This is a genomic window from Streptomyces lincolnensis (assembly GCF_021173675.1).
GTDB classification, from domain to species: Bacteria; Actinomycetota; Actinomycetes; order Streptomycetales; family Streptomycetaceae; genus Streptomyces; species Streptomyces lincolnensis_B.
On record NZ_JAIHON010000012.1, the window covers coordinates 49311 to 74731 of the forward strand.

At 69.5% G+C, this 25421-nt stretch carries 17 protein-coding genes; 4 read left to right on the forward strand and 13 right to left on the reverse strand.

Annotated elements, in window-relative coordinates; all coding sequences use genetic code 11:
* Nucleotides 1-31: 31 nt before the first annotated feature.
* Complete coding sequence (locus K4B79_RS32835) at nucleotides 32-1048, reverse strand: hypothetical protein (RefSeq protein ID WP_232030956.1); 1017 nt, start codon at nucleotides 1046-1048, stop codon at nucleotides 32-34.
* A gap of 22 nt (nucleotides 1049-1070) precedes the next feature.
* Here K4B79_RS32835 and K4B79_RS32840 point away from each other — a divergent pair, with 22 nt between their 5' ends.
* Together K4B79_RS32840 and K4B79_RS32845 are read left to right on the forward strand one after the other, a co-directional pair.
* Nucleotides 1071-2138, forward strand: a complete 1068-nt coding sequence (locus K4B79_RS32840) for an NAD(P)-dependent oxidoreductase (RefSeq protein WP_374208535.1) — start codon at nucleotides 1071-1073, stop codon at nucleotides 2136-2138.
* A 34-nt stretch (nucleotides 2139-2172) separates the two neighbouring features.
* On the forward strand, nucleotides 2173-2547 hold the full coding sequence (locus tag K4B79_RS32845; protein WP_232030958.1) for an NTP pyrophosphohydrolase: 375 nt from the start codon (nucleotides 2173-2175) through the stop codon (nucleotides 2545-2547).
* A gap of 270 nt (nucleotides 2548-2817) precedes the next feature.
* Here the strand turns inward: K4B79_RS32845 and K4B79_RS32850 are convergent, their stop codons facing one another.
* The 9 genes from K4B79_RS32850 to ngcE all read right to left on the reverse strand — a co-directional run bounded on the left by K4B79_RS32850 (nucleotide 2818) and on the right by ngcE (nucleotide 14891).
* Complete coding sequence (locus K4B79_RS32850; RefSeq protein WP_232030959.1) at nucleotides 2818-4344, reverse strand: amino acid permease; 1527 nt, start codon at nucleotides 4342-4344, stop codon at nucleotides 2818-2820.
* Between the two features lie 148 nt (nucleotides 4345-4492).
* Nucleotides 4493-6421, reverse strand: a complete 1929-nt coding sequence (gene dxs, locus K4B79_RS32855; RefSeq protein WP_232030960.1) for a 1-deoxy-D-xylulose-5-phosphate synthase — start codon at nucleotides 6419-6421, stop codon at nucleotides 4493-4495.
* Nucleotides 6422-6614: 193 nt separating this feature from the next.
* Nucleotides 6615-7934 carry a sugar ABC transporter permease gene (locus K4B79_RS32860; protein ID WP_232030961.1) on the reverse strand — a complete coding sequence of 440 codons (1320 nt, stop codon included), beginning with the start codon at nucleotides 7932-7934 and terminating at the stop codon, nucleotides 6615-6617.
* A complete protein-coding gene (locus tag K4B79_RS32865; protein WP_232030962.1) occupies nucleotides 7931-8722 on the reverse strand; it encodes an ATP-binding cassette domain-containing protein in 792 nt (263 codons plus the stop codon). Before K4B79_RS32865 ends, K4B79_RS32860 begins: the two co-directional genes overlap by 4 nt.
* Before the next feature lie 232 nt (nucleotides 8723-8954).
* Complete coding sequence (locus tag K4B79_RS32870; protein ID WP_232031183.1) at nucleotides 8955-10037, reverse strand: sugar ABC transporter substrate-binding protein; 1083 nt, start codon at nucleotides 10035-10037, stop codon at nucleotides 8955-8957.
* 133 nt (nucleotides 10038-10170) lie between these two features.
* Nucleotides 10171-11370, reverse strand: a complete 1200-nt coding sequence (locus K4B79_RS32875) for an ROK family transcriptional regulator (RefSeq protein WP_232030963.1) — start codon at nucleotides 11368-11370, stop codon at nucleotides 10171-10173.
* Nucleotides 11371-11566: 196 nt separating this feature from the next.
* Nucleotides 11567-12490, reverse strand: a complete 924-nt coding sequence (locus tag K4B79_RS32880) for a carbohydrate ABC transporter permease (protein ID WP_232030964.1) — start codon at nucleotides 12488-12490, stop codon at nucleotides 11567-11569.
* 4 nt (nucleotides 12491-12494) lie between these two features.
* A complete protein-coding gene (locus tag K4B79_RS32885; protein ID WP_232030965.1) occupies nucleotides 12495-13421 on the reverse strand; it encodes a carbohydrate ABC transporter permease in 927 nt (308 codons plus the stop codon).
* Nucleotides 13422-13436: 15 nt separating this feature from the next.
* Nucleotides 13437-14891 carry an N-acetylglucosamine/diacetylchitobiose ABC transporter substrate-binding protein gene (gene ngcE, locus K4B79_RS32890; RefSeq protein WP_232030966.1) on the reverse strand — a complete coding sequence of 485 codons (1455 nt, stop codon included), beginning with the start codon at nucleotides 14889-14891 and terminating at the stop codon, nucleotides 13437-13439.
* Nucleotides 14892-15332: 441 nt separating this feature from the next.
* Between ngcE and K4B79_RS32895 the strand changes: the two genes are divergently transcribed.
* Complete coding sequence (locus K4B79_RS32895) at nucleotides 15333-19076, forward strand: GH92 family glycosyl hydrolase (protein ID WP_232031184.1); 3744 nt, start codon at nucleotides 15333-15335, stop codon at nucleotides 19074-19076.
* 19 nt (nucleotides 19077-19095) lie between these two features.
* Nucleotides 19096-21057: an alpha-glucuronidase gene (locus tag K4B79_RS32900; RefSeq protein ID WP_232030967.1), complete on the forward strand. Its 1962-nt coding sequence runs from the start codon at nucleotides 19096-19098 to the stop codon at nucleotides 21055-21057.
* 4 nt (nucleotides 21058-21061) lie between these two features.
* Here the strand turns inward: K4B79_RS32900 and K4B79_RS32905 are convergent, their stop codons facing one another.
* The 3 genes from K4B79_RS32905 to K4B79_RS32915 are packed head-to-tail and all read right to left on the reverse strand — an operon-like array spanning nucleotide 21062 to nucleotide 25409.
* Complete coding sequence (locus K4B79_RS32905; RefSeq protein WP_232030968.1) at nucleotides 21062-23074, reverse strand: beta-galactosidase; 2013 nt, start codon at nucleotides 23072-23074, stop codon at nucleotides 21062-21064.
* Nucleotides 23071-23757, reverse strand: coding sequence for a hypothetical protein (locus K4B79_RS32910; protein WP_232030969.1), 687 nt, complete (start codon nucleotides 23755-23757; stop codon nucleotides 23071-23073). The genes K4B79_RS32905 and K4B79_RS32910 overlap by 4 nt, the downstream gene beginning before the upstream one ends.
* Nucleotides 23754-25409, reverse strand: a complete 1656-nt coding sequence (locus tag K4B79_RS32915) for an ABC transporter substrate-binding protein (protein WP_232030970.1) — start codon at nucleotides 25407-25409, stop codon at nucleotides 23754-23756. The genes K4B79_RS32910 and K4B79_RS32915 overlap by 4 nt, the downstream gene beginning before the upstream one ends.
* Between the last annotated feature and the right edge of the window lie 12 nt (nucleotides 25410-25421).

Consider the following 25421-nt stretch of genomic DNA (forward strand, 5'->3'; position numbering starts at 1 on the left):
CGCAGGTCGGTGTGGGGGTTCCGCTCAGGTCTCAGACCTGCCGCCATGCCTCCAGCGCCAGCCCCGGCTCGTCCTTGCGGCGGGTCAGGAGGAGTTGCCCGCCCGACGGGGAGAGCGTCGCCGCGACCACTCGGTCGTCCTCGTCGACGGCGAGCGACACCTCGGCGTCCACGGGGAGTTGCGGCCCGGACGCGGTCCACCAGGCGCCCGCCGACTCCTGCTCGGTCGGGTACGCGGCGAAGGCGACCCGGCCGCTCGCGGAGCGCTGGGCGATCAGGGTGCAGTCGTGGCCGTCGAGTTCGCAGCGGACGGCGGAGACCGGGCCCGGACCGGCGGAGGGGAGCAGGACGGACGGCTTGGCGCCGGGGCGCCAGACGCACAGGTCGCCGGAGACGTCGGCGTAGAAGAGGGTGGTGCTCTTCGGGGAGGTGGCGAGCGCGCTCAGGGTGCCGGGGCGGACGTCGGCCTCGATCGCCTCCTCCAGGACCGGCTGCGCGCCCGGCTTCTCCTGCCGCCAGTGCAGGATGCCGCCCGGCGCCGCCGCGTACAGCTCCACGCGCCCGGACTCCCCCGTCACGGCCGCCAACTCCTCCTGTACGTCCCCGCCCTTGAGGTCGCGCCAGGGGTCCCAGCCGCCCTTCTCCTTCTGGGCGACCATGCTCACCCCGCCGGCCGTGTTGCGGACGAAGACATGGGCGCGGCCCTGGGCGTCGACGGCTACGGCGGGGGTGCCGGTGCGCTTGCCCCGCTTGTCCGGGTGCCCGATGGGCATCCAGTCCAGGGCCGCGAGCCGGGGCCGGAAGTGCGTGGAGTGCACGAGGCCGGACTCGCCGCCGGTGGTGGGCCGCCAGGAGACCAGATGGGCGTAGCCGTCGACGCCCTGGCCGACCGCGAGCACGGGATGCAGTTTCTGGGTGCCGCCGACGGTCCGGGCCGCGTCCCAGGGGCCGCCGGGGCCGTGCTCGGCCCGGCACAGGACGGCGTCGTCCGTGGACAGATACACACTGAGCCGGCCGTCTCGGCCGCGTATGAGCCAGTCGCCGTTCACCGGTTCACCTTAAGCGGACGGTATGAATCGCCGCGTGTCGGCCCCCGCCCTGTGCCTCCTCGGCCCGGCGCCCGCGTTCGCTTCGGCCGCCTTCGCGTCGGGCCTCCATCGCGTCGGGCCTCCTTCGCGTCGGCCGCGGTCGATCGGGCAGGCTGGTCGACGGCAGGCGCCTCACGAGAACAGGAAGTCACCGATCATGACCGACCAGCTCACCGTCAGCGTCCTCGGGACCGGGATCATGGGGGCCGCGATGGCCCGCAACCTCGCCCGCTCCGGACACACCGTCCGCGCCTGGAACCGCACCCGCGACAAGGCCGAGCCCCTCGCCGCCGACGGCATCACCGTCACCGACTCCCCCGCCGAGGCGGTCCGCGCCGCCGACGTCGTGCTGACCATGCTCTACGACGGACCCGCCGCCCTGGACGTCATGCGGCAGGCCGCGCCCGCGCTGCGCCCGGGAGCCGCCTGGGTGCAGTCGACGACCGCGGGCGTCGACGCCGTGGGGGAACTGGCCGGCTTCGCCCGCGAGCACGGCCTGGTCTTCTTCGACGCGCCGGTGCTGGGCACCCGTCAGCCCGCCGAGGCCGGACAGCTGACGGTGCTGGCCGCCGGGCCCTCCGGGGAGCGGGCCGCGGTGACGCCGGTCTTCGAGGCGGTCGGCGCGCGCACGGTGTGGACGGGCGAGGACGGGGCGGCGGGCAGTGCGACCCGGCTGAAGCTGGTGGCCAACAGCTGGGTGCTGGCCGCGACGGCGGCGGCCGGTGAGGTCCTCGCGCTGTCCAAGGCGCTCGACGTCGACCCGAACTCCTTCTTCGACCTCATCTCCGGCGGGCCGCTCGACATGGGCTACCTGCGCGCCAAGTCCGCGCTCGTCCTCGACGACCGGCTCTCCCCCGCCCAGTTCGCCGTCTCCACCGCCGCCAAGGACGCCCGGCTCATCGTCCGGGCCGGCGAGCGGTACGGCGTCCGGCTCGACGTCGCCGCCGCGAGCGCGGAACGCCTGGAGCGGGCTGCTGCGCAGGGGCACGCCGACGAGGACATGGTCGCGGCGTACTTCGCGAGCTTCGACGAGAAGGGTGAGCGGCTCTGAGAACCGGCGGCGTCGGGCGTGGGACCCTGGCCGCATGGACGAGAACGCGCCGCTGCTGGTGATCGTGGACGCCGCCAACGTCGTCGGGTCGGTGCCCGACGGCTGGTGGCGGGACCGGCGGGGCGCCGCGGAACGCCTGCGCGACCGCCTCGCCGCGGACGGCGTCCCCGGGCATACCGGCCCCGTCGAGATCGTCCTCGTGGTCGAGGGCGCGGCCCGTGGAGTGGAGTCGGTGCCGGGTGTCCGGGTGGAGGACGCGCCCGGGAGCGGGGACGACCACATGGTCGCCCTGGTGGCCCGCGCGGGCGAACGCCCCGTACTCGTCGTCACGGCCGACCGCGAACTCCGCCACCGCGTCGGCGAGCTGGGAGCGGCGGTGGCGGGCCCACGAACGGTAAGACCGTCCTGACGGTTCGCTGGGATTGAGGGGCGGGCGAGGGCGGATTGCTCCGCGACCGGTGAGACTCGGCCCCGGGCTCCGCCGCGTGGGGCAGCCGGTCCGGTCCCCGGACGACGAGAGCGTCCTGCCGGACGCCGCCGCATGAGCCCCACGGGACAGTGAACCCGTCCTGACCGCTTACGCCCCGAAGCGCCGCCGGGCAGACCCCGGCAGCGAAACGGCCCCGCGGGCTTCGCCGGAGCGGGGCCGCGGGGCCGGGATGGGTGGTTGGGGCGGGGGTTACTGCGTGCCGCCGTTGGTCGGGGGCTTCAGGACCTCGCCGACCGTGGTTTCGGCCTCGCGGCCGAGGCGGCTGTGGGAGCGGCCGTAGACGAAGTAGACGATGAAGCCGAGGGCCATCCAGAGGGCGAATCGGAGCCAGGTCTCGGCGGGCAGGTTGAGCATCAGCCACAGGGAGGCGGCCACCGACAGGATCGGGATGAACGGTACCCACGGGGTGCGGAAGGAACGGTGCAGGTCGGGGCGGGACTTGCGCAGGATGATCACGCCGATCGCGACGACCACGAAGGCGAACAGCGTGCCGATGTTGACCAGTTCGGCGAGCTCGCTCAGCGGGGTGAAGCCGGCGACGACCGCGATGAGGACGCCGAGCAGGATGGTCGGCCGGTGCGGGGTCTTGAACTTCGGGTGGACGTGGGAGAAGAAGCGCGGCAGCAGCCCGTCGCGGCTCATGGCGAAGAACACGCGGGTCTGGCCGAGGAGCAGGATCATGCAGACCGTGGTGAGGCCGACCGCGGCGCCGAAGCTGATGAAGCCCGCGAACCAGGGATGCCCGGTGGCCTTGAACGCGTCGGCGAGCGGGGCCGTGATCGACAGGTCGGTGTACTTCTGCATGCCGGTCACCACGATCGACACGGCCACGTAGAGGGTCGTGCAGATGAGCAGCGAGCCGAGGATGCCGCGGGGCATGTCCCGCTGGGGGTTCCTGGTCTCCTCGGCGGCCGTGGCGACGACGTCGAAGCCGATGAAGGCGAAGAAGACGACCGAGGCGGCCGTGAAGATGCCCATCACGCCGAAGTTGGAGGGTGCCCAGCCGAACATCAGCTGGATGAGCGGCGACTGGAGACTGTCGCCGGCCGGCACGTCCTGCGCCTTCGGGATGAACGGGTCGTAGTTGTCGCTCTTGATGAAGAAGGCGCCCGCGATGATCACGACGAGAACGACGGTCACCTTGATGGCGACGACGAGGGAGGTGACCCGCGCGGAGAGCTTCGTGCCGAGCACCAGGATGCCGGTGAGCACCAGGACCAGCGCGGCGGCGAGGATGTCGAAGCCGAATCCGTCGGCGCCGTCCCGGCCGCTGAGCGCCTCCGGCAGATGCCAGCCGGCGTTGTCCATCAGCGAGGCGATGTAGCCGGACCAGCCGACCGCCACCACCGCCGTGCCGAGCGCGAACTCCAGGACCAGGTCCCAGCCGATGATCCAGGCGGGCAGTTCACCGAGCGAGGCGTACGAGAAGGTGTACGCCGATCCCGCCACCGGGACGGTGGAGGCGAACTCGGCGTAGCAGAGCGCGGCGAGCGCGCAGACGACTCCGGCCACGACGAAGGCCAGGGCCACGGCGGGGCCGGCGTTGTTCCTGGCCACCGTGCCGGTCAGGACGAAGATGCCGGTGCCGATGATGACGCCGACGCCGAAGACGGTCAGATCCAGCGCGGACAAGGATTTCTTGAGCGCGTGCTCGGGCTCCTCGGTATCGAGGATGGACTGCTCGACCTTCTTCGTCCGGAAGAGGGTGCTGCTCACGGGTACCTCCCACGCTTGTCGTCCTCGACATGATCGAGAGGGGGCGTAGGTCGTATGCCCCGGCGCGGCCGCATTCACGCAAATGGGCCGCTCGTACCACCCTTGGCGGTGGTACGAGCGGCCCACTCGGGCGGGTCGGTCCGGCCGGTCAGTCGCGCGCGGGTTCCACCGAGTCCACCTCGGCCGCCGCGCTGCCGTACTTGCCGTCCAGCTTGGAGACCAGGCCGGTGACCTGGCGGGCGATGTCCGGCGCGGTGAGCCCGATCTCCGCCATGACCTCGGCGCGGGAGGCGTGGTCGAGGAAGCGCGGCGGGATGCCGAAGTCCCGCAGCGGGATGTCGACGCCGGCGTCCCGCAGGGCCTGCGCGACCGAAGAACCGACGCCGCCGACACGGGAGTTGTCCTCGACGGTGACGACCACGCGGTGCCGCTCCGCGAGGGGGGCCATGGCCTCGTCGACGGGCTTGACCCAGCGCGGGTCCACGACGGTGGTGGAGATGCCCTGCCGGTCGAGCAGGGAGGCGATCTCCAGGCACATCGGAGCCAGGGCGCCCACGGAGACGAGGAGCACGTCGGGCGTGTCCGTGCCCGGCTCGCGCAGGACGTCCATGCCGCCGACGCGCCCCACGGCGGCGACGGCGGGACCGACGGCGCCCTTGGAGAAGCGGACCACGGTCGGCGCGTCCTTGACCTCGACGGCCTCCCGCAGCTGCGCCCGCACCTGGTCGGCGTCGCGCGGGGCGGCCAGCCGCAGCCCGGGGACGACCTGGAGGATCGACATGTCCCACATGCCGTTGTGGGAGGCGCCGTCGGTGCCGGTGACGCCGGCCCGGTCCAGTACGAACGTCACACCGCACTTGTGGAGGGCGACATCCATGAGCACCTGGTCGAAGGCACGATTCAGGAACGTGGCGTACACCGCGAAGACAGGATGGAGTCCACCATGGGCGAGACCCGCGGCCGACACGGCGCCGTGCTGCTCGGCGATGCCGACGTCGTAGATCCGCTCCGGGAAGGCGTCGGCGAACTTCTTCAGGCCGACGGGCTGGAGCATCGCCGCGGTGATCGCCACGATGTCCTCGCGCTCCTGGCCGAGCTTGACCATCTCCTCGCCGAAGACGGAGGTCCAGTCGGCGCCGGAGGCCTTGACCGGGAGTCCGGTGTCGGGGTGGATGGGGCCGATGCCGTGGAAGCGGTCGGCCTCGTCCTGGAGGGCGGGCTGGTAGCCGCGGCCCTTCTCGGTGAGGCAGTGCACGATCACGGGCCCGCCGAAGCGTTTGGCGCGGGCGAGCGCCGACTCCAGTGCCTCGATGTCGTGGCCGTCGATGGGCCCGACGTACTTCAGGCCGAGGTCCTCGAACATGCCCTGGGGCGCGATGAAGTCCTTCAGGCCCTTCTTGGCGCCGTGCAGGGTCTCGTAGAGGGGCCGGCCGACGACCGGAGTGCGCTCCAGGAGGTCCTTGCCCCGGGCCAGGAAGCGCTCGTAGCCGTCGGTGGTGCGCAGGGTCGCGAGGTGGTTGGCGAGGCCGCCGATGGTCGGCGCGTAGGACCGCTCGTTGTCGTTGACGACGATGACCAGCGGCCGGTCCTTGGCGTCGGCGATGTTGTTCAGTGCCTCCCAGGCCATACCGCCGGTCAGGGCGCCGTCACCGATCACGGCGACCACGTGGTCCTCGCGTTCGAGGACCTGGTTGGCCTTGGCGAGGCCGTCGGCCCAGCCGAGGACCGTGGAGGCGTGGCTGTTCTCGATGACGTCGTGCTCGGACTCCGCCTGCGAGGGGTAGCCGGACAGGCCGCCCTTCATCTTCAGCCTGGAGAAGTCCTGCCGGCCGGTGAGCAGCTTGTGGACGTAGGACTGGTGGCCCGTGTCCCACAGCACCTTGTCCTTGGGCGACTCGAACACCCGGTGCAGTGCGATGGTCAGCTCCACCACGCCGAGGTTCGGGCCCAGGTGGCCGCCGGTCTTGGAGACGGCGTCGACGAGGAAGGTCCGGATCTCCTCGGCCAGCTGGTCCAGCTGCTCCAGGCTGAGCCGGTCCAGATCACGCGGTCCCCTGATGCGGGTCAGCAGCGGCACCCGTGCCTCCTTGCAGTAGAGCTGATCGAGCTGTTGCCGGGCTTGTCGAGTCTAATGTTCCGCCTGTGCGGACCGCGCCCGGGCGGTGCGTCATACGTCACGCGATCGGCTGTACCCAAGATGTGCCGTTCCTACGACAAGACTGTTGCCCGGCGCTGGAGAGCACCGGGCAACAGGGTGACGCTCGCGGGCGCTACGCGCGCCCGGCGGCCTTCTGGCTCTTGCGGGAGACGGAGTCGATGACCACGGCACCCAGCAGCACCGCACCGGTGATCATGTACTGGATCGAGGTGTTCATGTTCAGCAGGTCCAGACCGGTCTGGATCGACTGGATCACCAGCATGCCCAGCAGCGCGGACCACACCGTGCCCCGGCCGCCGAACAGCGACGTACCACCGATGACGGCGGCCGCGATGGCCAGCATCAGCGTGTTGCCGCCGCCGGAGGTCAGCGAGGCGCTCTGTGTCTGGCCGGCGAAGAACATGCCGCCGACCGCCGCGAAGCCACCGGCGATGGCGAACACGGTGATCCGGATCATGGGCACGTTGATGCCCGCCCGTCGCGCCGCCTCGATGCCGCCGCCGACCGCGAACACCTTGCGGCCGAAGGGCGTCCGGCGCAGGACGAAGTCGACGATCACCAGACAGGCGAGGAAGATCACCAGCGCGTTGGAGACACCGGCGGAGGAGTTCAGCACGTACGCGGCGACGAACGCGGCCACCGCGAGCAGTCCGACCCGCAGCGCGATCTCGGCGTTGGTGCGGTGCGGCACGCCCGCCGCCTTGCGCCGGCGCTGCTCGATGAGGGAGCCGGCGAGCAGGGAGACGACACCGAGGGCGGCCAGCAGGTAGGCGCCGATGATGGCCTGGTCCATGAAGAAGGACCGCTGCCCGAGCAGGTGCACCGGACCGGTGTCCGGGATGTTGATCGTGCCGGTCGAGCCCAGCAGCCACAGCATCAGACCGTTCCAGCCGAGGAAGCCGGCCAGGGTCACGACGAAGGCCGGTACGCCGAGCTTGGCGAAGAACCAGCCGTGCAGGGTGCCCACGCCGATGCCGACGAGGATGGTCAGCAGCAGGCTGAACCAGGCGTTCATGTCGTGGTTGACCACGAACACGGCGAAGAGCGTGGAGGCCAGACCGCTGACGGAGGCGACCGACAGGTCGATCTCGCCGAGCAGCAGCACGAACACCAGTCCGATGGCGAGCATGCCGGTGGCCGAGAGGTAGAAGCTGATGTTGGACAGGTTCTCGGCGCTGAGGAACCGGTCGTTCTGGAGCTGGAAGACGGTCCAGATGACGATCAGGCCGAGGACGACCGGCAGGGAGCCGATCTCACCGCCCTTGACCTTGCGCTTGAACTCGGTCCAGTAGCCCTTGAGGCCCTCTTCGCGGATCAGCAGCCGCGGGTCGACGACGGCGACGGGCGCGGCGGTCGGGTCGTCGGCGGGAGCGACGGTCTCCTGCGAGGCCGGCTCCGGATCCTGCTTCACGGTCTTGGACGTGTCGCTCACTTTGCCGCCTCCGTGGTGCGACGCCCCGCACGACGGGTCACGGCGTTGTCCGTGGCACCGGTGATCGCGGCGATGATCTCTTCGTGGGTGGTGTCCTTCACCGGGAAGGATCCGTTGTTCTTGCCCAGGCGCAGCACGGCGACGGTGTCCGCCACCGCCTTGACGTCGGCCATGTTGTGGCTGATGAGGATGACGCCGAGGTTGCGCTCGCGCAGCCGCTCGACCAGGTCGAGGACCTGCGCGGTCTGCTCGACGCCGAGGGCGGCGGTGGGCTCGTCGAGGATGACGACCTTGGGGTCGCCGATGAGGGCGCGCGCGATGGCGACGACCTGGCGCTGGCCACCGGAGAGGCTCGCGATCGGGATGCGCACGCTCGGGATGCGGATGGAGAGCGTGGACAGCAGCTCGCGGGCCTTCTGCTCCATCGTGACCTCGTCGATCACGCCGCGGTGCAGCAGTTCGCGCCCGAGGTACAGGTTGGCGACCACGTCGAGGTTGTCGCACAGCGCGAGGTCCTGGTAGACCGTCGCCACGCCGAGCCCCTGGGCGTCGTGCGGCTTGTTGATGCTGACCGGGGAGCCCTCCCACTCGATGACACCCTCGTCGATGGGGTGCACACCGGCGATCGTCTTGACCAGGGTGGACTTTCCTGCGCCGTTGTCGCCGACCAGGGCGACCACTTCTCCGGCGTGGACCTCCAGCTCGACATCGGTGAGGGCCTGCACCGCACCGAATCGCTTGGAGACTCCGCGCAACGCCAGCACGGGCGTAGCGGACACGTGAACCATCTCCTTCGCCGCCTGACCGGCGGGGATGCCGCGCTTGGGGTGGGCGCGGAGAGTTGGTGCTCGAAGCACCGGTTTACAAGATGAACATGCGCGCGGCCGGTGCCCGTTGGCAACGGCTGCGCCGGTCGTGCTTCCGTCCGGCGCCCGCCCCACAGCGGGGTATGAAGGTGGGGTCGGGCGCCGGACGTGCTCGGGGCGCGTCCTCGGCGAGGAGGCGCTTTCGAGGCGGCTGCTACTGCAGACCGGCGGCCTTGCACGCGGCGGCGTAGGGCGCGGTGCAGATCTCGGCGACGGTGTAGAGCTTGTCCTTGACCACCGTGTCCTTGATGTTGGCCTTGGTCAGCGCGACCGGGGTCAGCAGCTGCGAGGGCACCTGGTCACCGGAGCCGCTGGTCTGCGTGGTGGTCGCGAGCGAGTCGATGCTCTTGCCCTCCAGCAGGTTGACGGCCAGCTGGGCGGCCGCGTCGGCCTCCGGCTTGTACGCCTTGTAGATGGTGCTGGCCTGGGTGCCGGCGAGGATCCGCTGGATGCTGGAGAGCTCCGCGTCCTGACCGGTCAGCGGGATCGTGCTGATGCCCGCGCCCTTGAGGACGGTGGCGATACCGCCGGCCATGCCGTCGTTGGCGGAGTAGACGCCCGCGATGTTCTTGGCACCCAGCTGGGTGATGGCGGCGGACATCTTCTGGGCGGCGACCTTGTCGTCCCAGTCACCGGCCTGCTCGTAGGCGATGTCGACCTTGCCGTCGAGGACCTTGTGGGCGCCCTTCTTGAACAGGCCGGCGTTCGGGTCGGAGGCCAGGCCGTTGATCATGACGACCTTGGCCTTCGGGGTGGCCTTGGAGCCCATGGCGTCGAGCAGGGACTGGCCCTGGAGCTCGCCGACCTTCTCGTTGTCGAAGGAGACGTAGGCGGAGACCGGACCCTGGGCGAGGCGGTCGTAGGCGATGACCTTGATGCCCTTGTCGACGGCGGCCTGGATGGAGGACTTGATCGCGGCGGAGTCCACGGCGCTGATCGCGATGACCTTGACACCCTTGGTGATCATGCTGCTGACCTGCTGGGCCTGGGTCGAGGCGTTACCGGCGGCGTTCGCGTACTCGAGCTTGCACTCGGAGCACAGCTCCTTGACCTTCGCGTCGAAGTACGGCTTGTCGAACTTGGCGTAGCGGGTGGTGACGCTGTCGGGCAGGAGCAGGCCGATCGACTTGCTGCCCGAGTCGGAGCTGCCGCTGTCCTTGTCGTCCCCGGCCTTGCCACAGGCGCTGGCCGTAACGGCGAGGGCCGAGATGGCAACGGCAACGGCGGCACGACGCATGAGCGTGTTCACTTGAGAAACCTCCCTGACGAGGCCGCGTCGTTGCGGCCGAGGTGGCTGGAAGTCAACTCGGCCACACGTGCGACGTCAAGAAGTAAATACTTAACGAGATGGCAACGGCGTCCTGCGTTCTCTAAGTGAAGGCAGGTGCCGCTGCGTGCAGCGTGCTGTCCAAAAGGGTCGAATCACCCATCTCGCTGAGGGCGAGGGCGAGTGCTCCGAGCACCTCCGCGCGGCCTCCAAGTGCCCCTGGAAGCACGGACAGTTGGCGCGCCGCACTGGGGATCGCATAGCGGCCGACGGACTCCCTGATCGGCCCGAGCACCAGCTCACCGGCCTCGGCGAGATCACCGCCCAGGACCACTCGGCTCGGGTTCAGCAGGTTGCAGAGATTGGCGACTCCACTGCCGATGTGACGGCCGACGTCGGCGATCACCCGACGGCAGCCAGGGTCTCCGTCCCGCGCCAGTCGTACGACGCCCTCCATCGTCAGATCGGTGCCGTGGCTGGACTGGAGCAGCGGAAGCACATAGCGCGCGGCCGCGAAGGTCTCCAGGCAGCCCCGGTTGCCACAGCGGCAGACGGGACCGGATTCATCAAGAGTAATATGCCCGATTTCTCCCGCTGTGCCACCCGGGCCGCGGTAGATCCTGCCGTTGATGACCAGGCCGGCGCCCACACCGCTGGCGACCTTGATGTACGCCAGGTCCCGCACCCCCCGGCCGCTGCCCCAGACCAGCTCACCGAGGGCGCCGAGGTTGGCGTCGTTGTCCACGTGCACCGGGACGCCGAGCCGCCCGCCCAGCTCCTCGGCGGGCTTGGTGCCGGTCCAGCCCGGCAGGATGGCGGTCGAGCCCAGCGTGCCGGACACCACGTCGATCGGGCCGGGCACACCGAGACCCACGCCCGCGATCTTGGAGCGGTCCACGCCGGTGGCCTCGATCAGCCGGTTGACCAGCTGTTCCGCCCGGTCGAAGCCCTGCGTGGAGGAGGCGTCCACATCCAGCGGCTCGGACTCCTCGGCCAGCACCTGGTGGGCGAGATTCCCGACCGCGACGCGCAAATGGGTGTGCCCGAAGTCCACCCCTATGACGATGCCGGCGTCCCCGCTCAGCGAGACCGCGCGGGCCCGTCGGCCACCCGCCGAAGTGGGCGTGACCTCGACGGTTCCGCCGTCCTTGAGCTCACGGACGATGTTGGACACGGTGGCCGCGGACAGGCCCGTCGTCCGTGCGATCTCGGCCTGCGTGAGCGAGCCGGCCAGCCGCACGGCCCGCACGACCCGTTCCAGGTTGGCTCGGTGCAGCGACGACTGCGACCCCGGAGTCTCCACGACGACCTCCTGCGCACGGGACCGCATCGATGGGGCCCCGTCTATGTCCAACTAGTGAACTCTAAGCAGAGCCGTTCGGGTTGCCTACCGTCAAGAGGTTGAACCGCATCCAGGTCCCCGATCGCCCCGGCGGACACCACAACGGACACCGCCCCGGAGAGCCCGGAAACGGTGTACGCGCAGCGTTCTCGGTTCGTTACTTGAGCGCCCCCGCGGTCAGTCCCTGCACCACCTGCCGCTGGAAGACGATGTACGCCGCGAGCACCGGCAGCATCGCCATCACCAGGCCCGCGAACAGGCCCGACCAGTCACCCTTGTACCCCTGGCTGACCGCCAGCTGGACCAGCCCCTGGGTCAGCACCCGCTTGTCCGGGTCGGTGTTGAGCACCGTCGGCAGCATGTACTGGTTCCACTGCCCGAGGAAGTTGAAGATCCCCACACTGATCAGGCCGGGCTTGGCCATCGGCAGCATGATCTGGAAGAACGTCCGGGAGTGCGAGGCGCCGTCCACGAAGGCCGCCTCCGCCACCGAGCTGGGCAGGGTGCGGAAGAACGCGGTCAGGAAGAACACCGTGAACGGCAGCGAGTAGGCGATGTAGACGAGGATCAGCCCGTGGATGGTGTTCAGCAGGCCCATGTTGTTCACCACGTAGAACAACGGGACCAGCGCCAGCATGATCGGGAAGCTCATGCCGCCGATGAACAGGTAGTAGATGAACCGGTTGCCGGGGAAGTCGAAGCGGGCCAGGACGTAGGCCGCCATCGAGCCGAGCACCAGCGTGCCGATGAGTGAACCGCCCACCACCAGAATGGTGTTGAGGAAGTAGTCGCTCATGTTGGCCTGGGTCCAGGCCCGCGACCAGTTGTCGAAGTGCAGCCTGTCCGGCAGCGACCAGGGCGAGTTGAAGATGGAGGCATCGTCCTTGAAGGACGTCATCACCGCCCAGAGCAGCGGCAGCACGACCATGATCGCCCAGATGACCAGGATGCCGTGCGAGAAGACGTTGAGGGCGGTGCCCTCCTTCTTCGCCTTCGGGGACGGGCCGTGCGGGGCGTCGACCTTGGCGACGCGGGGACCGGGCTGGGCCGGTACGGGGGCGGGGGTCTCGGTCGTCTTCATGTGATCAGAACTCCAGCCGCTCGCGCCGACCGAGCCGCATCACGAGGGCGGCGAAGGCCAGGGTGACGACGAGCAGGGCGACGCCGATGGTGGTGGCGTAGGCGGCCTGTCCGTCACGGAACGCCTTCTGGTACACGTACAGGACCATGACGGTGGTCGAGTAGTCGGGACCGCCCGGACCTGTCGTCATGATCTGTACGACCGCGAACGACTCGGCGCCCAGCGCGAGGATGCCCATGTAGACCCAGCCGGACTGCACGGTGTCCCACAGCAGCGGCAGGGTGATCCGGAAGAACGTGGTGGAGCGGTTCGCCCCGTCCAGCAGCGCGGCCTCGTACAGATCCGCCGGGATCGAGGCCATACCGGCGGAGAACAGGACCACGAAGAAGCCGACCGTGGACCAGACCAGGACCGCCATCACGGCCCACAGGGCGAGATCGGGGTCGCCCAGCCACAGCGGCTGAATGCTGTCGAGACCGATCCCGCGCAGGATCGAGTTGATCGCGCCGCTGTCCGGGTTGTACGCGAAGGCGAACAACAGGGCGACGATCGCGATCGAGAGGACCTGCGGGAAGAAATAGACGATCTTGTAGAAGGAGGAGCCCCGGACTCCGGAGATCACCGGGCCGCCCCTCCTCCTGCGGCCCCCCACATTGATCATGAAGGCGAAGAACAGTGCCAGACTGATCGTCACCAGCGGCAGCACGACCGCGAAGATCAAGCTGTGCTGCAAGGACTTCCAGAAGATCTCGTCGTCCAGCATCCTCCGGTAATTGTCCAGGCCGACCATCTTGAATTCGGGGCTCAGGCCGGTCCAGTCCGTGAACGAGTAGTAGATGGACTGGATGAACGGCCACACCACGAAGAGCGCGTACAGTCCGAGGGGCAGCGCCAGAAACCCCACGATGAACCGGTACTTGCCGTGCTGCATCGCTTCTCCGGTCCGTTACTGGTGCTTGTAGTGCTTGATCGAGGTGTCCTTGGCGGCCGCGTCGGCGAAGCCCTGGATCTTCTTGATGGCCTCGGCCGGGGTGAGGCGGCCGGCCATCATCTCGCCCAGGCCGGACACACCGATCTGCTCCTTCTGGAGCTGGACGTACCAGTCCTGGATCCGCGGGTTCACCACGTTCTCGCCGGCCTTGTCCAGCGCGGCGACACCGGACTTCAGGCCCGGGGTGAGGGTGATGCCGTCCGTTCCGCCGTTGTAGGCGGTCAGCGACTTCACCTTGCTGGTGAAGTTCTTCGAGGAGGCCTCGGAGAGCATGATGCGCAGCTGCTCCATGCCGCCCGTGCCGTTCTTCGCCTTGGCCGGGACGACGAAGGGCTCACCGCCGGAGGCCCAGATGGTGCCGAAGGGCATCTTGTCGGAGGAGTCGATGCCGGTGGGCGCCGAGACCGCCAGGTCGAAGTCCTTGGGGATGACGTTGGCCGACTCGTTCTCCACCCAGGAGCCGTTCGGGATGAACAGCGCCTTGCCCTGGGCCCAGGCGGTCTGGGACTGGATGTGGTCCAGACCGGGGGTGCCCTTGAGGACGTAGCCCTTCTGCTGGAGCTCGTAGTAGGCCTCGAAGCAGGTCTTGACCGCCGGGTGCTTCCAGGCGTTGGGCTCCAGGTTGTCGATGGAGTCCAGGACCTCGCGGCCGCCCACCTTGGCGATCATCGGGTACAGCGAGAAGGGCAGGTAGTACGGGTACTTGCCCGCGTACGTCCAGCCCGCCATGCCCTTCTTCTTGGCCTTCTCGCACACGGCGAGCATCTGGTCCCAGGTCTCCGGGTACTGCTCGTCGAGGGAGTCCAGGGCCTTCTGCGAGTACCAGACGCCGTACACCGTGTAGGCGTAGTACATGATCCAGACCGGGTCGCCGTCGAACTGGCCCATCTCGACGATGCCCGGGCGCAGGGTGTCGCGGACCTTCTTGGCCGGGTCGTCGTAGGAGGGGGCGTCCAGGAGCGGGGTGAGGTCGGCGAGCTGGTTCTTGCCGACCAGGACGCCCATGTCCATCTGCTCGGCGCCGGAGTTGTCGATGAGGTCCGGCGGGGTGCCCTGGTTGAAGCGGGGCTGGAGGGTGGACTGGATCTTCTGGGTGGCGGAGAACTTCACCTTGGCCTCGGGGAAGTTCTTCTCGTAGATCTTCACGGCGTCCTGGGCGTACTCCTTGCCGAAGCCGCCGTCGAACAGGACGAATTCCATGCCCGCGGTCTCGTTCACACCGAGCGGGTTCTTGGCCGTCTTCTTGCCGGCCTTGGCCTTCTCCCCGCCGTCGTCGCCGCCACTGCTGGCGCACGCGGACAGGAAACTCATCGTGGGGACGGAGATCAGGCCCAGCGCGGCGGACCGCTTGATCAGATCGCGGCGGCCTACACCGCCTGTGCCGTCGTACTCGGCCGAAGTGGATCCCATGCTCAAGTCCTCGCCTTCTCCAGGACTCAGGCGGTGAACCGGATCCTTTGCCGGCACCGCGGTCAGGTCAAGCAGGTTTGTGCGGATCATGACGTACGGATCGGGTGAATCGCCGACAGGTATAGTCCACTTCACGTCAATGGAGCAAGATCGAATGCAAGGTTGGCCAAGGGTCTTTTCCGAGTTGAGACCTCCCGGAAATATGAGCGACCTGTGTGCCTCTTGCCGGAAAAATCCCTGACATAGGGCCCGAATGCCACAGTCAACACCCTTGACAACACTGTCCACTTGAGCAACAACTAATCCTTGCGCAGAGAAGTTGACAACGTTGTCCACTTGGTGCAGGGAGAGTGCTCGCGTATGCGACAGCACAGAGTTCGGCAACACGGAGTTCGGCACAGACGTGGTGCGGCGGTCGCGACGGTGGCGGCCGCCTTTGTCATGACGGTGGGCTCCCAGGGCGCGGCGGTCGCCCTGCCGGAGGCGCCCGCGGCGGCCGACAGGTCGTTCGCCACCTCCTTCGAGGCGGGTGATCCGGCACCCGACTGGATCAGCACCGTCGACACCGCGCCGGACGGCGGCAAGCGGGCCGCGGGGGTCGACGGCGGCTACAGCACCGGCATCCCGGGCAATGTCACCGACCGGGTCACGGACGTCCGGGCGAGCGGGGAGAACGCCGGCGGCGGCGAGGTGAAGGAGAACCTGGTCGACGGCGAGCCGGGCACCAAGTGGCTGGTCTTCGAGCGGACCGGCTGGGTCGAGTTCGACCTGGACGAGCCGGTGAAGCTGGCCCGGTACGCGTTCACCTCCGCGAACGACGTCGCCGCGCGCGACCCGAAGGACTGGACCCTGAAGGGCTCCACGGACGGCAAGGACTGGAAGACCCTCGACACCCGCTCCGGGGAGACCTTCGCCGAGCGGTTCCAGACGAGGACGTACGACCTCGCGGAGCCGTCCGAGTACCGGCACTTCCGCGTCGACATCACCGGCAACAACGGCGCCGACGGCATCCTCCAGCTCGCCGACGTGCAGTTCTCCACGGGCGGTGACGAGGGTCCCGTGCCGCCGGACATGCTCTCGCTCGTCGACCGCGGCCCGAGCGGGTCGCCGACCGCGAAGGCGGGCGCCGGATTCACCGGAAAGAGGGCCCTGCGTTACGCCGGACGGCACACGGCCGACGGACGGGCGTACTCGTACAACAAGATCCTCGACGTGGACGTGGCGGTCGGCCGGAACACCCGGCTGTCGTACCGGATCTTCCCGTCGATGGCGGACGGCGACCGGGACTACGACGCCACGAACGTGGCGGTGGACCTCGTCTTCACGGACGGCACCTCGCTCAGCGGCCTCGGGGCGAGCGACCAGCACGGCTTCGCGCTGTCGCCGCGCGGGCAGGGCGCCGCCAAGGTGCTCTACGTCAACCAGTGGAACCACGTGGCCTCGCGGATCGGGTCGGTCGCGGCCGGCAAGACCGTCGACCGGATCCTGCTCGCCTACGACTCCCCCACCGGCCCGGCGAAGTTCCGCGGCTGGCTGGACGACGTGACCATCGAGCCCGTCGCGCCCGAGCGGCCCCGGGCCCATCTCTCCGACTACGCGCTGACCACCCGGGGCACGCAGTCCAGCGGCGCCTTCTCGCGCGGCAACAACTTCCCGGCCACGGCGGTCCCGCACGGGTTCAACTTCTGGACGCCGGTGACCAACGCGGGCTCGCTGAGCTGGCTCTACGACTACGCCCGCGCGAACAACGCCGACAACCTGCCGACGATCCAGGCGTTCAGCGCGAGCCACGAGCCGAGCCCCTGGATGGGCGACCGGCAGACCTTCCAGGTGATGCCGTCGGCCGCCCCCGGCAGCCCCGACACCGGCCGGGAGGCCCGTGAGCTGGCCTTCCGGCACGAGAACGAGACCGCGCGGCCGTACTACTACGGGGTGCGGTTCGAGAACGGGCTGAAGGCGGAGATGGCCCCGACGGACCACGCGGCGGTGCTCCGCTTCACCTATCCGGGCGCGGACGCGAGCGTGCTCTTCGACAACGTCACCGATCAGGCGGGGCTCACACTCGACGCGTCGGCCGGTGTCGTCACCGGGTACTCGGACGTCAGGTCGGGGCTGTCGGCGGGGGCGACCCGGCTCTTCGTGTACGGCGAGTTCGACAAGCCGGTGACCGACGGGGCGTCGAGCGGGGTCAAGGGGCACCTGCGGTTCGACGCGGGCGACGACCGGACCGTGACCCTGCGCCTGGCGACCTCGCTCATCAGCCTCGACCAGGCGAAGGACAACCTCCGTCAGGAGATCCCGGACGGCACCTCCTTCGAGAAGGTGAAGAACCGCGCCCAGCGGCAGTGGGACCGGATCCTCGGCAAGGTCGAGGTCGAGGGCGCCACCCCGGACCAGCTGACCACGCTGTACTCCAGCCTGTACCGGCTGTACCTGTACCCCAACTCCGGCTTCGAGAAGGTCGGTTCGACGTACAAGTACGCCTCCCCCTTCTCGCCGATGCCGGGCCCCGACACCCCGACGCACACCGGCGCGAAGATCGTGGACGGCAAGGTGTACGTCAACAACGGCTTCTGGGACACCTATCGGACGACCTGGCCGGCGTACTCGCTCCTGACACCCTCTCAGGCCGGCGAGATGGTCGACGGGTTCGTGCAGCAGTACAAGGACGGCGGCTGGACCTCCCGCTGGTCCTCGCCCGGGTACGCGGACCTGATGACGGGCACCTCCTCCGACGTGGCCTTCGCGGACGCGTACGTCAAGGGCGTGGACTTCGACGCGAAGTCGGCGTACGAGGCGGCCGTGAAGAACGCCACCGTCGTACCGCCGGCCTCCGGCGTGGGCCGCAAGGGCATGGCGACCTCGCCCTTCCTCGGCTACACGAGCACCGACACCCACGAGGGCCTGTCCTGGGCGCTGGAGGGCTACCTCAACGACTACGGCATCGCGCGGATGGGCCGGGCGCTGTACGAGAAGACCGGCGAGAAGCGCTACCGGGAGGAGTCGGAGTACTTCCTGAACCGGGCCCAGGACTACGTGAACCTCTTCGACTCCAGGGCCGGCTTCTTCCAGGGCCGGGACGCCAAGGGCGACTGGCGGGTCGAGTCGGGCAAGTACGACCCTCGCGTGTGGGGATACGACTACACCGAGACCAACGGCTGGGGCTACGCCTTCACCGCCCCGCAGGACAGCCGGGGCCTGGCCAACCTCTACGGCGGCCGCGGCGGCCTGGCGGACAAGCTCGACGAGTACTTCGCCACCCCGGAGACGGCCTCGCCGGACTTCGTCGGCTCCTACGGCGGGGTCATCCACGAGATGACGGAGGCGCGGGACGTCCGGATGGGCATGTACGGACACTCCAACCAGGTCGCCCACCATGTGAACTACATGTACGACGCGGCCGGGCAGCCCTGGAAGACGCAGCGCAATGTCCGCGAGGTGCTGTCGCGCCTGTACACCGGCAGCGAGATCGGGCAGGGCTACCACGGCGACGAGGACAACGGCGAGCAGTCGGCCTGGTTCCTCTTCTCCGCGCTGGGCTTCTACCCGCTGGTGATGGGCGGCGGCGAATACGCCGTCGGCTCCCCGCTGTTCACCAGGGCGACGGTCCATCTGGAGAACGGCCGGGAGCTGGTGGTCCGGGCTCCGAAGAACAGCGCCCGCAATGTCTACGTCCAGGGCCTGAAGGTCAACGGCCGTACCTGGACGTCGACTTCACTCCCGCACTCGGTGCTCTCCCGGGGGGCCGTCCTGGACTTCGACATGGGGCCGCGCCCGTCCTCGTGGGGCACGGGCAGGAACGATGCGCCGGTGTCCATCACCCGGGACGACGAGGTGCCGACGCCGAGGGCGGACGTACTGAAGGGTGAGGGCGCGCTGTTCGACAACACCTCGGGCACGGACGCGACCGTGACGTCCGTGGACCTTCCGGTGTCCGGTCCCGTCAAGGGCCTTCAGTACACGGTGAGTTCGTCCACCGACCGGGCGAAGGCACCCACCGGCTGGACGCTCCAGGGCTCGGACGACGGAACCACCTGGACGACCCTCGACCGGCGCTCCGGCCAGTCCTTCGCGTGGGACCGGCAGACCCGGGCGTTCACCGTGGGGTCTCCGGGTACGTACGGGAGGTACCGCCTGGTGCTCGACGGCGAGGCGGTGGTGTCGGAAGTCGAACTGCTCGCCTGATCAAGGGAGTCGGTGTCTCATGCGCGGTGTCGATCCGGCCTGGCTGCCGGACGGTGTGTTCCGGCCGATCGGCACCCGGCGGACGCTGATCCGCGGTTCGGGTCCGCTGGTGGGCACCGTGCACACGGAGGTGGCCGGGGCCTGCGCACGGTTCGGCGGTCGGGTCGACCTCGACGCCGGACCGGGCGGTGCCGCCTACGACCTGGTGCTGGAGCTGACCGGCGACGACGACGGCTCCGAGGCCTTCACCTGCGGCCGCGCCGACGGCCGGACGACCGTCACCGCGTCCGGCGGGCGCGGCCTGCTGTACGGGCTGTTCCATGTCGTACGGCTCGGGGAGGACGCCTTCCGGGGCGGGTATCCGCCGGAGCCGTTCCGGCCGCGCCTGGCGCTGCGCATGCTCGACCACTGGGACAACGTGGCCGTGCACCCGGTCATGGGGCAGGTCGAGCGCGGGTACGCGGGCGGGTCGCTGTTCTGGCAGGACGGGCGGGCCCGCGGGGACCTGGAACGGGTGCGGGCGTACGGCAGGCTGCTCGCGGCCTGCGGGATCAACGCCGTGGCCGTGAACAACGTCAACGTGCACGCCACCGAGGCCCGTCTGCTGACCGACCGGATCGGCGAAGTCGCCGAGATCGCGGGCGCGTTCAGGCCGTACGGCATCCGGACGCATCTGTCGGTCACCTTCGCCGCGCCGATCGTGCTCGGCGGACTGGCGAGCGCCGATCCGCTGGACGCGGAGGTGCGGGCGTGGTGGGCGCGGGCGGTCGCCGGGGTGTACGCGGCGATCCCGGACTTCGGCGGTTTCGTGGTGAAGGCCGACTCCGAGGGGCAGCCCGGCCCGTTCGCCTACGGCCGTACGCACGCGGACGGCGCGAACATGCTGGCCGCCGCGCTGGAGCCGCACGGCGGCACGGTCCACTGGCGGGCCTTCGTCTACGACCACCGCCAGGACTGGCGGGACCGCACGACCGACCGGGCGCGGGCCGCGTACGACCATTTCGTGTCTCTGGACGGGGAGTTCGCCGACAACGCCGTGCTCCAGGTCAAGCACGGGCCGCTGGACTTCCAGGTGCGGGAGCCGGTCTCGCCGCTGATCGGCGCGATGCCCGGGACCCGGCTGGCGGTGGAGCTCCAGGCCACGCAGGAGTACACCGGGCAGCAGCGACACGTGTGCTGGCTCGGGCCGATGTGGAGCGAGGTGCTGCGGTTCCCCGTCGAACAGGCCGCGTCCGTCGGGGAGTTGGCGCGGGGCGGGCTGGTCGCCGTGTCCAACGTGGGCGACGACCCGTTCTGGACCGGGCATCCGCTGGCCCAGGCCAACCTGTACACCTTCGGGCGGCTGGCGTGGCAACCGGACGCGGACCCGTCCGGCGTCCTCGACGAGTGGATCCGGCTGACCTTCCCGGAGGCCCCGGAGCCGCTGACCGACGGGCTGCATGCCGTCCTGGACGGCTCCTGGCGGACGTACGAGAAGTACACCGCGCCGCTCGGGGTCGGCTTCATGGTGCAGCCGGGGCACCACTACGGGCCGAGCGTGGACGGCTACGAGTACAGCCCGTGGGGCACCTACCACTTCGCTGACCGCGACGGGCTCGGCGTGGACCGCAGCCGCGCCACCGGTACCGGGTACGCGGGGCAGTACGGCAAGCCCTGGTCCGAGGTCTACGAGTCGACGGACACCTGCCCCGACGAGCTGCTGCTGTTCTTCCACCACGTGTCCTACGGGCACCTGCTGCACAGCGGCACAACGGTGATCCAGCACATCTACGACACGCACTTCGAGGGCGTGGAGGAGGTGGAGGCGGCCCGGGAGGTGTGGGCCTCGTTGGCCGGGCTGGTGGCCCCGGCGCGCCACGCACGGGTGGCCGCGCTCTTCGAGGAGCAGCTCCGCGGTGCCCGCGAGTGGCGTGATCAGATCAACAGCTACTTCTTCCGCAAGTCGGGGGTGCCCGACGCGCGGGGGCGCCGCATCTACTGAAGATCTATTGAAGGCGCAGTACCGCCACCCCGAGCGGGTCGAGGGTCAGGGGCTCGCCCTCCTCGGCCCGCTTGCCGGTGAGCAGGTCGGTGGCGGGGGCGTGGGCGGTCAGGTGGGCCGGTTCCGGGGTGTGGTTGAGGAGGAAGAGCAGACGGGTGCCGTCGGGGGTGACACGGGTGGCGGTCTCCAGACCCGGCCGGTCGGCGTACGGGCCGATCAGGTCGTGGCGGGCGAGGATTCGGCGGACCACGTGGTCGACGCCCGGCCGGTCCAGGGCGGTGGCGACGTACCAGCCCTCTCCCCCGTGCTCGCCGAAGCCGTTGCGGGTCACGGCCGGGGTGCCCGCGTAGAAGTCGGCGCCGTACGTACCGACCGGTTCGGCGCCGCGCGGCTGCACGATCTCGAAGACGAGACGGGCCCCGGTCTCGAACTCCCCCATCCGCACGGGCTGTACGACGTCCTGCGGGCGGGAGTCCCATTCGTCGACGCGGACCCCCATGAGGGGCGCGAGCGGGCCGGGGACGTCGGTGAGGAAGGCGCGGTCGTGCTCGTCGACGCGACCCGAGAGGAAGGTCGCCAGGACCGTGCCGCCCCGGGCGGCGACCGCTTCGAGGCGGTCGGCCAGGTCGCCCTTGACCAGGTGCAGGACGGGGGCGAGGACGACGTCGTACCCGGTGAGGTCGGCGCTCTGCGGGACCACGTCCACGTCGGCGCCGGCCTCGCGGGCGGCCCGGTAGTAGGCGTGGACGACGTCCTGGTACTTCAGCGGCCGGGACGGGCCGTCGGAGATCTCCAGGGCCCACCAGCTGTCCCAGTCGAAGAGCAGGGCCGTGCGGGCGGGGGTGCGGGCGCCGAGCGTGCTGTCGTCCAGGTCCGTCAACTCCCGGCCGATCTCGGCGACTTCGCGGAACACGCGGGTGTCGTCGCGGCCCGCGTGGCCGATGACCGCACCGTGGTACTTCTCGCAGGCGCCGCGTGAGGCGCGCATCTGGAAGTAGAGGGCCGCGTCGGCGCCGTGCGCGATCGCCTGGTACGTGGCCAGGCGCAGCTCACCGGGTCGGCGCAGCGGGTTGACGTCCCGGCAGGCGGTGGTGGAGGGGGTCTGCTCCATCAGCCAGAAGGGGGCGCCGTCCTTCAGGCCCCGCATCAGGTCGTGGGCCAGGGCGGGCCAGGTCGGCGGGGCGTCCAGGGGCGGGTAGCTGTCCCAGGAGGCGAAGTCGAGGTGGGGTGCCCAGCGGTGGTAGTCGAGGGGGCGGAACATGCCCATGAAGTTGGTGGTGACGGGGGTGTCCTGGTCATGGGCGCGGATCACCTCCTTCTCGGCGAGGAAGCAGCCCAGCAGGGCGTCGGTGGTGAACCGGAAGTAGTCGAGGGTGGTGCCCTGGAAGGCGGTGTGGTCGGGGCCGCGCCAGTGCTCGGTGAGCGCGCTCGGGGGCTCGATCTCGTCCCAGGCGGTGTAGCGGTGGGACCAGAAGGTCGTGCACCAGGCGTCGTTGAGGGCGTCGAGGGTGGCGTACCTGTCCCGGAGCCAGGACCGGAACGCCTCGGCGCACAGGTCGCAGTAACAGGCGCCGCCGTACTCGTTGTTGACGTGCCAGGCCAGCAACGCCGGGTGGCTTGCGTACCGTTCGGCCAGTCGGGACGCCAGTGCCGTGGCGTGTCGGCGGTACGCCGGGGAGCTGGGGCAGAAGGTGTGGCGCTGGCCGTAGCGGTGACGACGGCCCTCGAAGTCGGTGCGGTTGACCTCGGGGTGCCGTTTCGCGAGCCAGGGCGGCAGGGCGGCCGTGCCGGTGGCCAGGCACACCTGGCGGCCCTCGGTGGCGGCCCGGTCCAGGACGCGGTCCAGGACCGTGAAGTCGTGGGTGTCCGGGGCGGGTTGGGTCAGGGACCAGGAGAAGACGCCGACCGTGAGGGTGTCGATGCCGGCCCGCGTGAACAGACGGTGGTCCTCGTCCCAGACCTCCTCGGGCCACTGCTCGGGGTTGTAGTCACCGCCGTACCGGATCTTCGGCGTCATGCGGTGAAGTCCTCCTCGGTCTCGGCGATCACCGGGCGGCCGCTGTGCAGCAGGGACAGCAGCAGGGGTGCGGCCAGCAGGGCGGGCAGAGCCTCGGTCAGCAGGGCGGTGAGGGCGGCGGTCAGGACCAGCAGGGAGGCGGCGCCGAGGGTGGCGCGGCCGTGCCGGAGCAGGAAGTACCCGGCGAGGCGGGCCGTGTCACGGGCGCGGAAGGTGAACAGCGAGGTGAGCACCAGGGCGTGCGCGCCCCACAGGAGGGACACGGCGCCGATAACGGCGAGCAGCACCGCCCACCAGCCGGGCAGACCGGTGGCGGAGAAGTGGGTCAGCGTGAACGCGATCACGGTGAGCCAGGCCAGCAGCGGTGTCCACAGCTGCAGGGCCGGGAGCGCGTTGAGCCGCCAGCCGCGCGCATAGGTGCGGGCCGGGTGGAGGTCGGTGAGGTCGTGGCTGCGGTGGTGGAGTGCGTACACGGCGGCTGACAGGGCCGGTCCGAGGGGCAGCAGGCATACGGCGGCCAGTGGCAGGTTGGCGGGGTCGGGGCCGAGGAGGAGCAGGGCGGCCAGTCCGGGCGAGGCGGCGAGGAGCAGCAGCGCCTCGACGGTGACCAGGGTGTGGACCACAGCGGCGGCCCTGGAGAGGACTCCGGTGCCGAAATCGGCCGTGCGTACGCCGCTGCTCACCTGTTCTCCTTCTCGTAGCGCTCGTAGGCCTTGTTGTGCAGGTCGACGAACCGCTCCATGTTCTTCGCCTTCAACTCGGAGACGTAGGCGTCCCATTCGGACAACGGGCGCTTGCCGAGGGCGAACTGGAGGGTGTTCTGGGTGACGTGGTCCCTGAGGGGCGTCTCCCAGAGGGAGGCCTGTTCCTGCTCGAAGGACTGCAACGGGTGGGCGGGACCGATGGGCAGTTCCTTGCGCCGGCTCATGGCGTCCTGGAACGTCTTCTCGTCCGGACTGAACATGGAGGAGACGAGTTCCCAGCTGCCGCCGTAGGCGAAGACGCCGTTGTAGAAGCCGTAGTTCTTCTGCATGTCCTTCGAGGCGTCCGGGTCGGAGCCCATGAGGCTGATGCCGGGCTTCGGCTGGTACCGGCCGCCGGAGCGGGTGTACGTGACGCCCTCGACGCCCCATCGGGCGAACCGCTGCCCTTCGTCGGAGTACCAGAGCCAGTCCACGAACTGCATCATCGCGACGAAGCTGTCGCTCTTGAGCGCGTCGCTGGAGACCATGACTCCGTTCTCCAGCCGAGCGCCCCCCAGGACCACGGGGCCGGCGGGCCCCAGCGGCACCGGAACCATCTCGATCTCGGCGCCCTTGATCTGCTTCTGCAGGTTGTACCGGTACTCCTGCACCAGGACCTGCGGGTTGGCGCTGATCGCGAAGGACTTCTCGCCCAGCAGCTTCTGCGCCGCCTCCTCGTCGGTCTGGGTGAAGCTCTCCGGGTCCACCAGCTTCTCGGCGACCAGCTTGCGCACGAACTCGATCATCTGCCGGTAGGCGTCCGTGGCGCCGGTGAAGACGAACTTCCGCGCGTTGGCGTCCCAGTCAATGGTGTTGTACGTCCAGCCGGCCCGGACCCCGTACGCCATGCCGAGATAGCTGAAGAGGGCGGCGGCCGGATAGGGCGTGTTCTTGCTCCAGCGGTCGGAGAAGGGGTAGCGGTCCGGGTACTCCGCCTTGATCGCCTTGAAGACCTGGTACACCTCGTCCCAGCTCGTGGGCCGGCTCAGACCGAGGCGGTCGAGGACGTCCGTGCGCAGGGCCAGCGAGTAGCCGATCCTGACCCTCTCGTGCAGGCCGGGCAGAAGGTAGAACTTGCCGTCGGACTGCCGGATGGAGTCGATCTCCGGCTCCAGCTTCCAGCGCTTGACCTTGTCGCGGAAGTTGGGCATGAGGTGGACGTAGTCGCTGACGGGGAGGATCGCGCCGGACGACACGAACGCGACCTCGGAGGGGTGGTACGTCTTGGGGATCAGGTAGGGCGCGTCGCCCGAGCCGATGAGGACGCTGCGCTTCTTCTCGTAGTCGACCAGGGGGACGGCGACGGGCTTGAAGGTGACTCCGGTGCGCTTGGTGAGCTCCTGCCAGAACAGCCAGTCGTTCTTCATCGGGTAGACCGGGTTGTTGTTGTGCAGGACGGAGAAGGAGAGCGGCTTGGTGGCCTTGAACTGCTGGCCGACGCGGTACTCCTTCATCGCACCGTTCTGTTTCTTCGACAGATCCTTGGAGTCCTCACCGTCATCGCCGCTGCCGCAGCCGGTGAGGGTGGCGAGGCCGATGAAACCCGCGGCGGCGAGGACCTGACGCCGCGACAGCTGTCCTGCGTTCTTCACGGTTACTCCCTT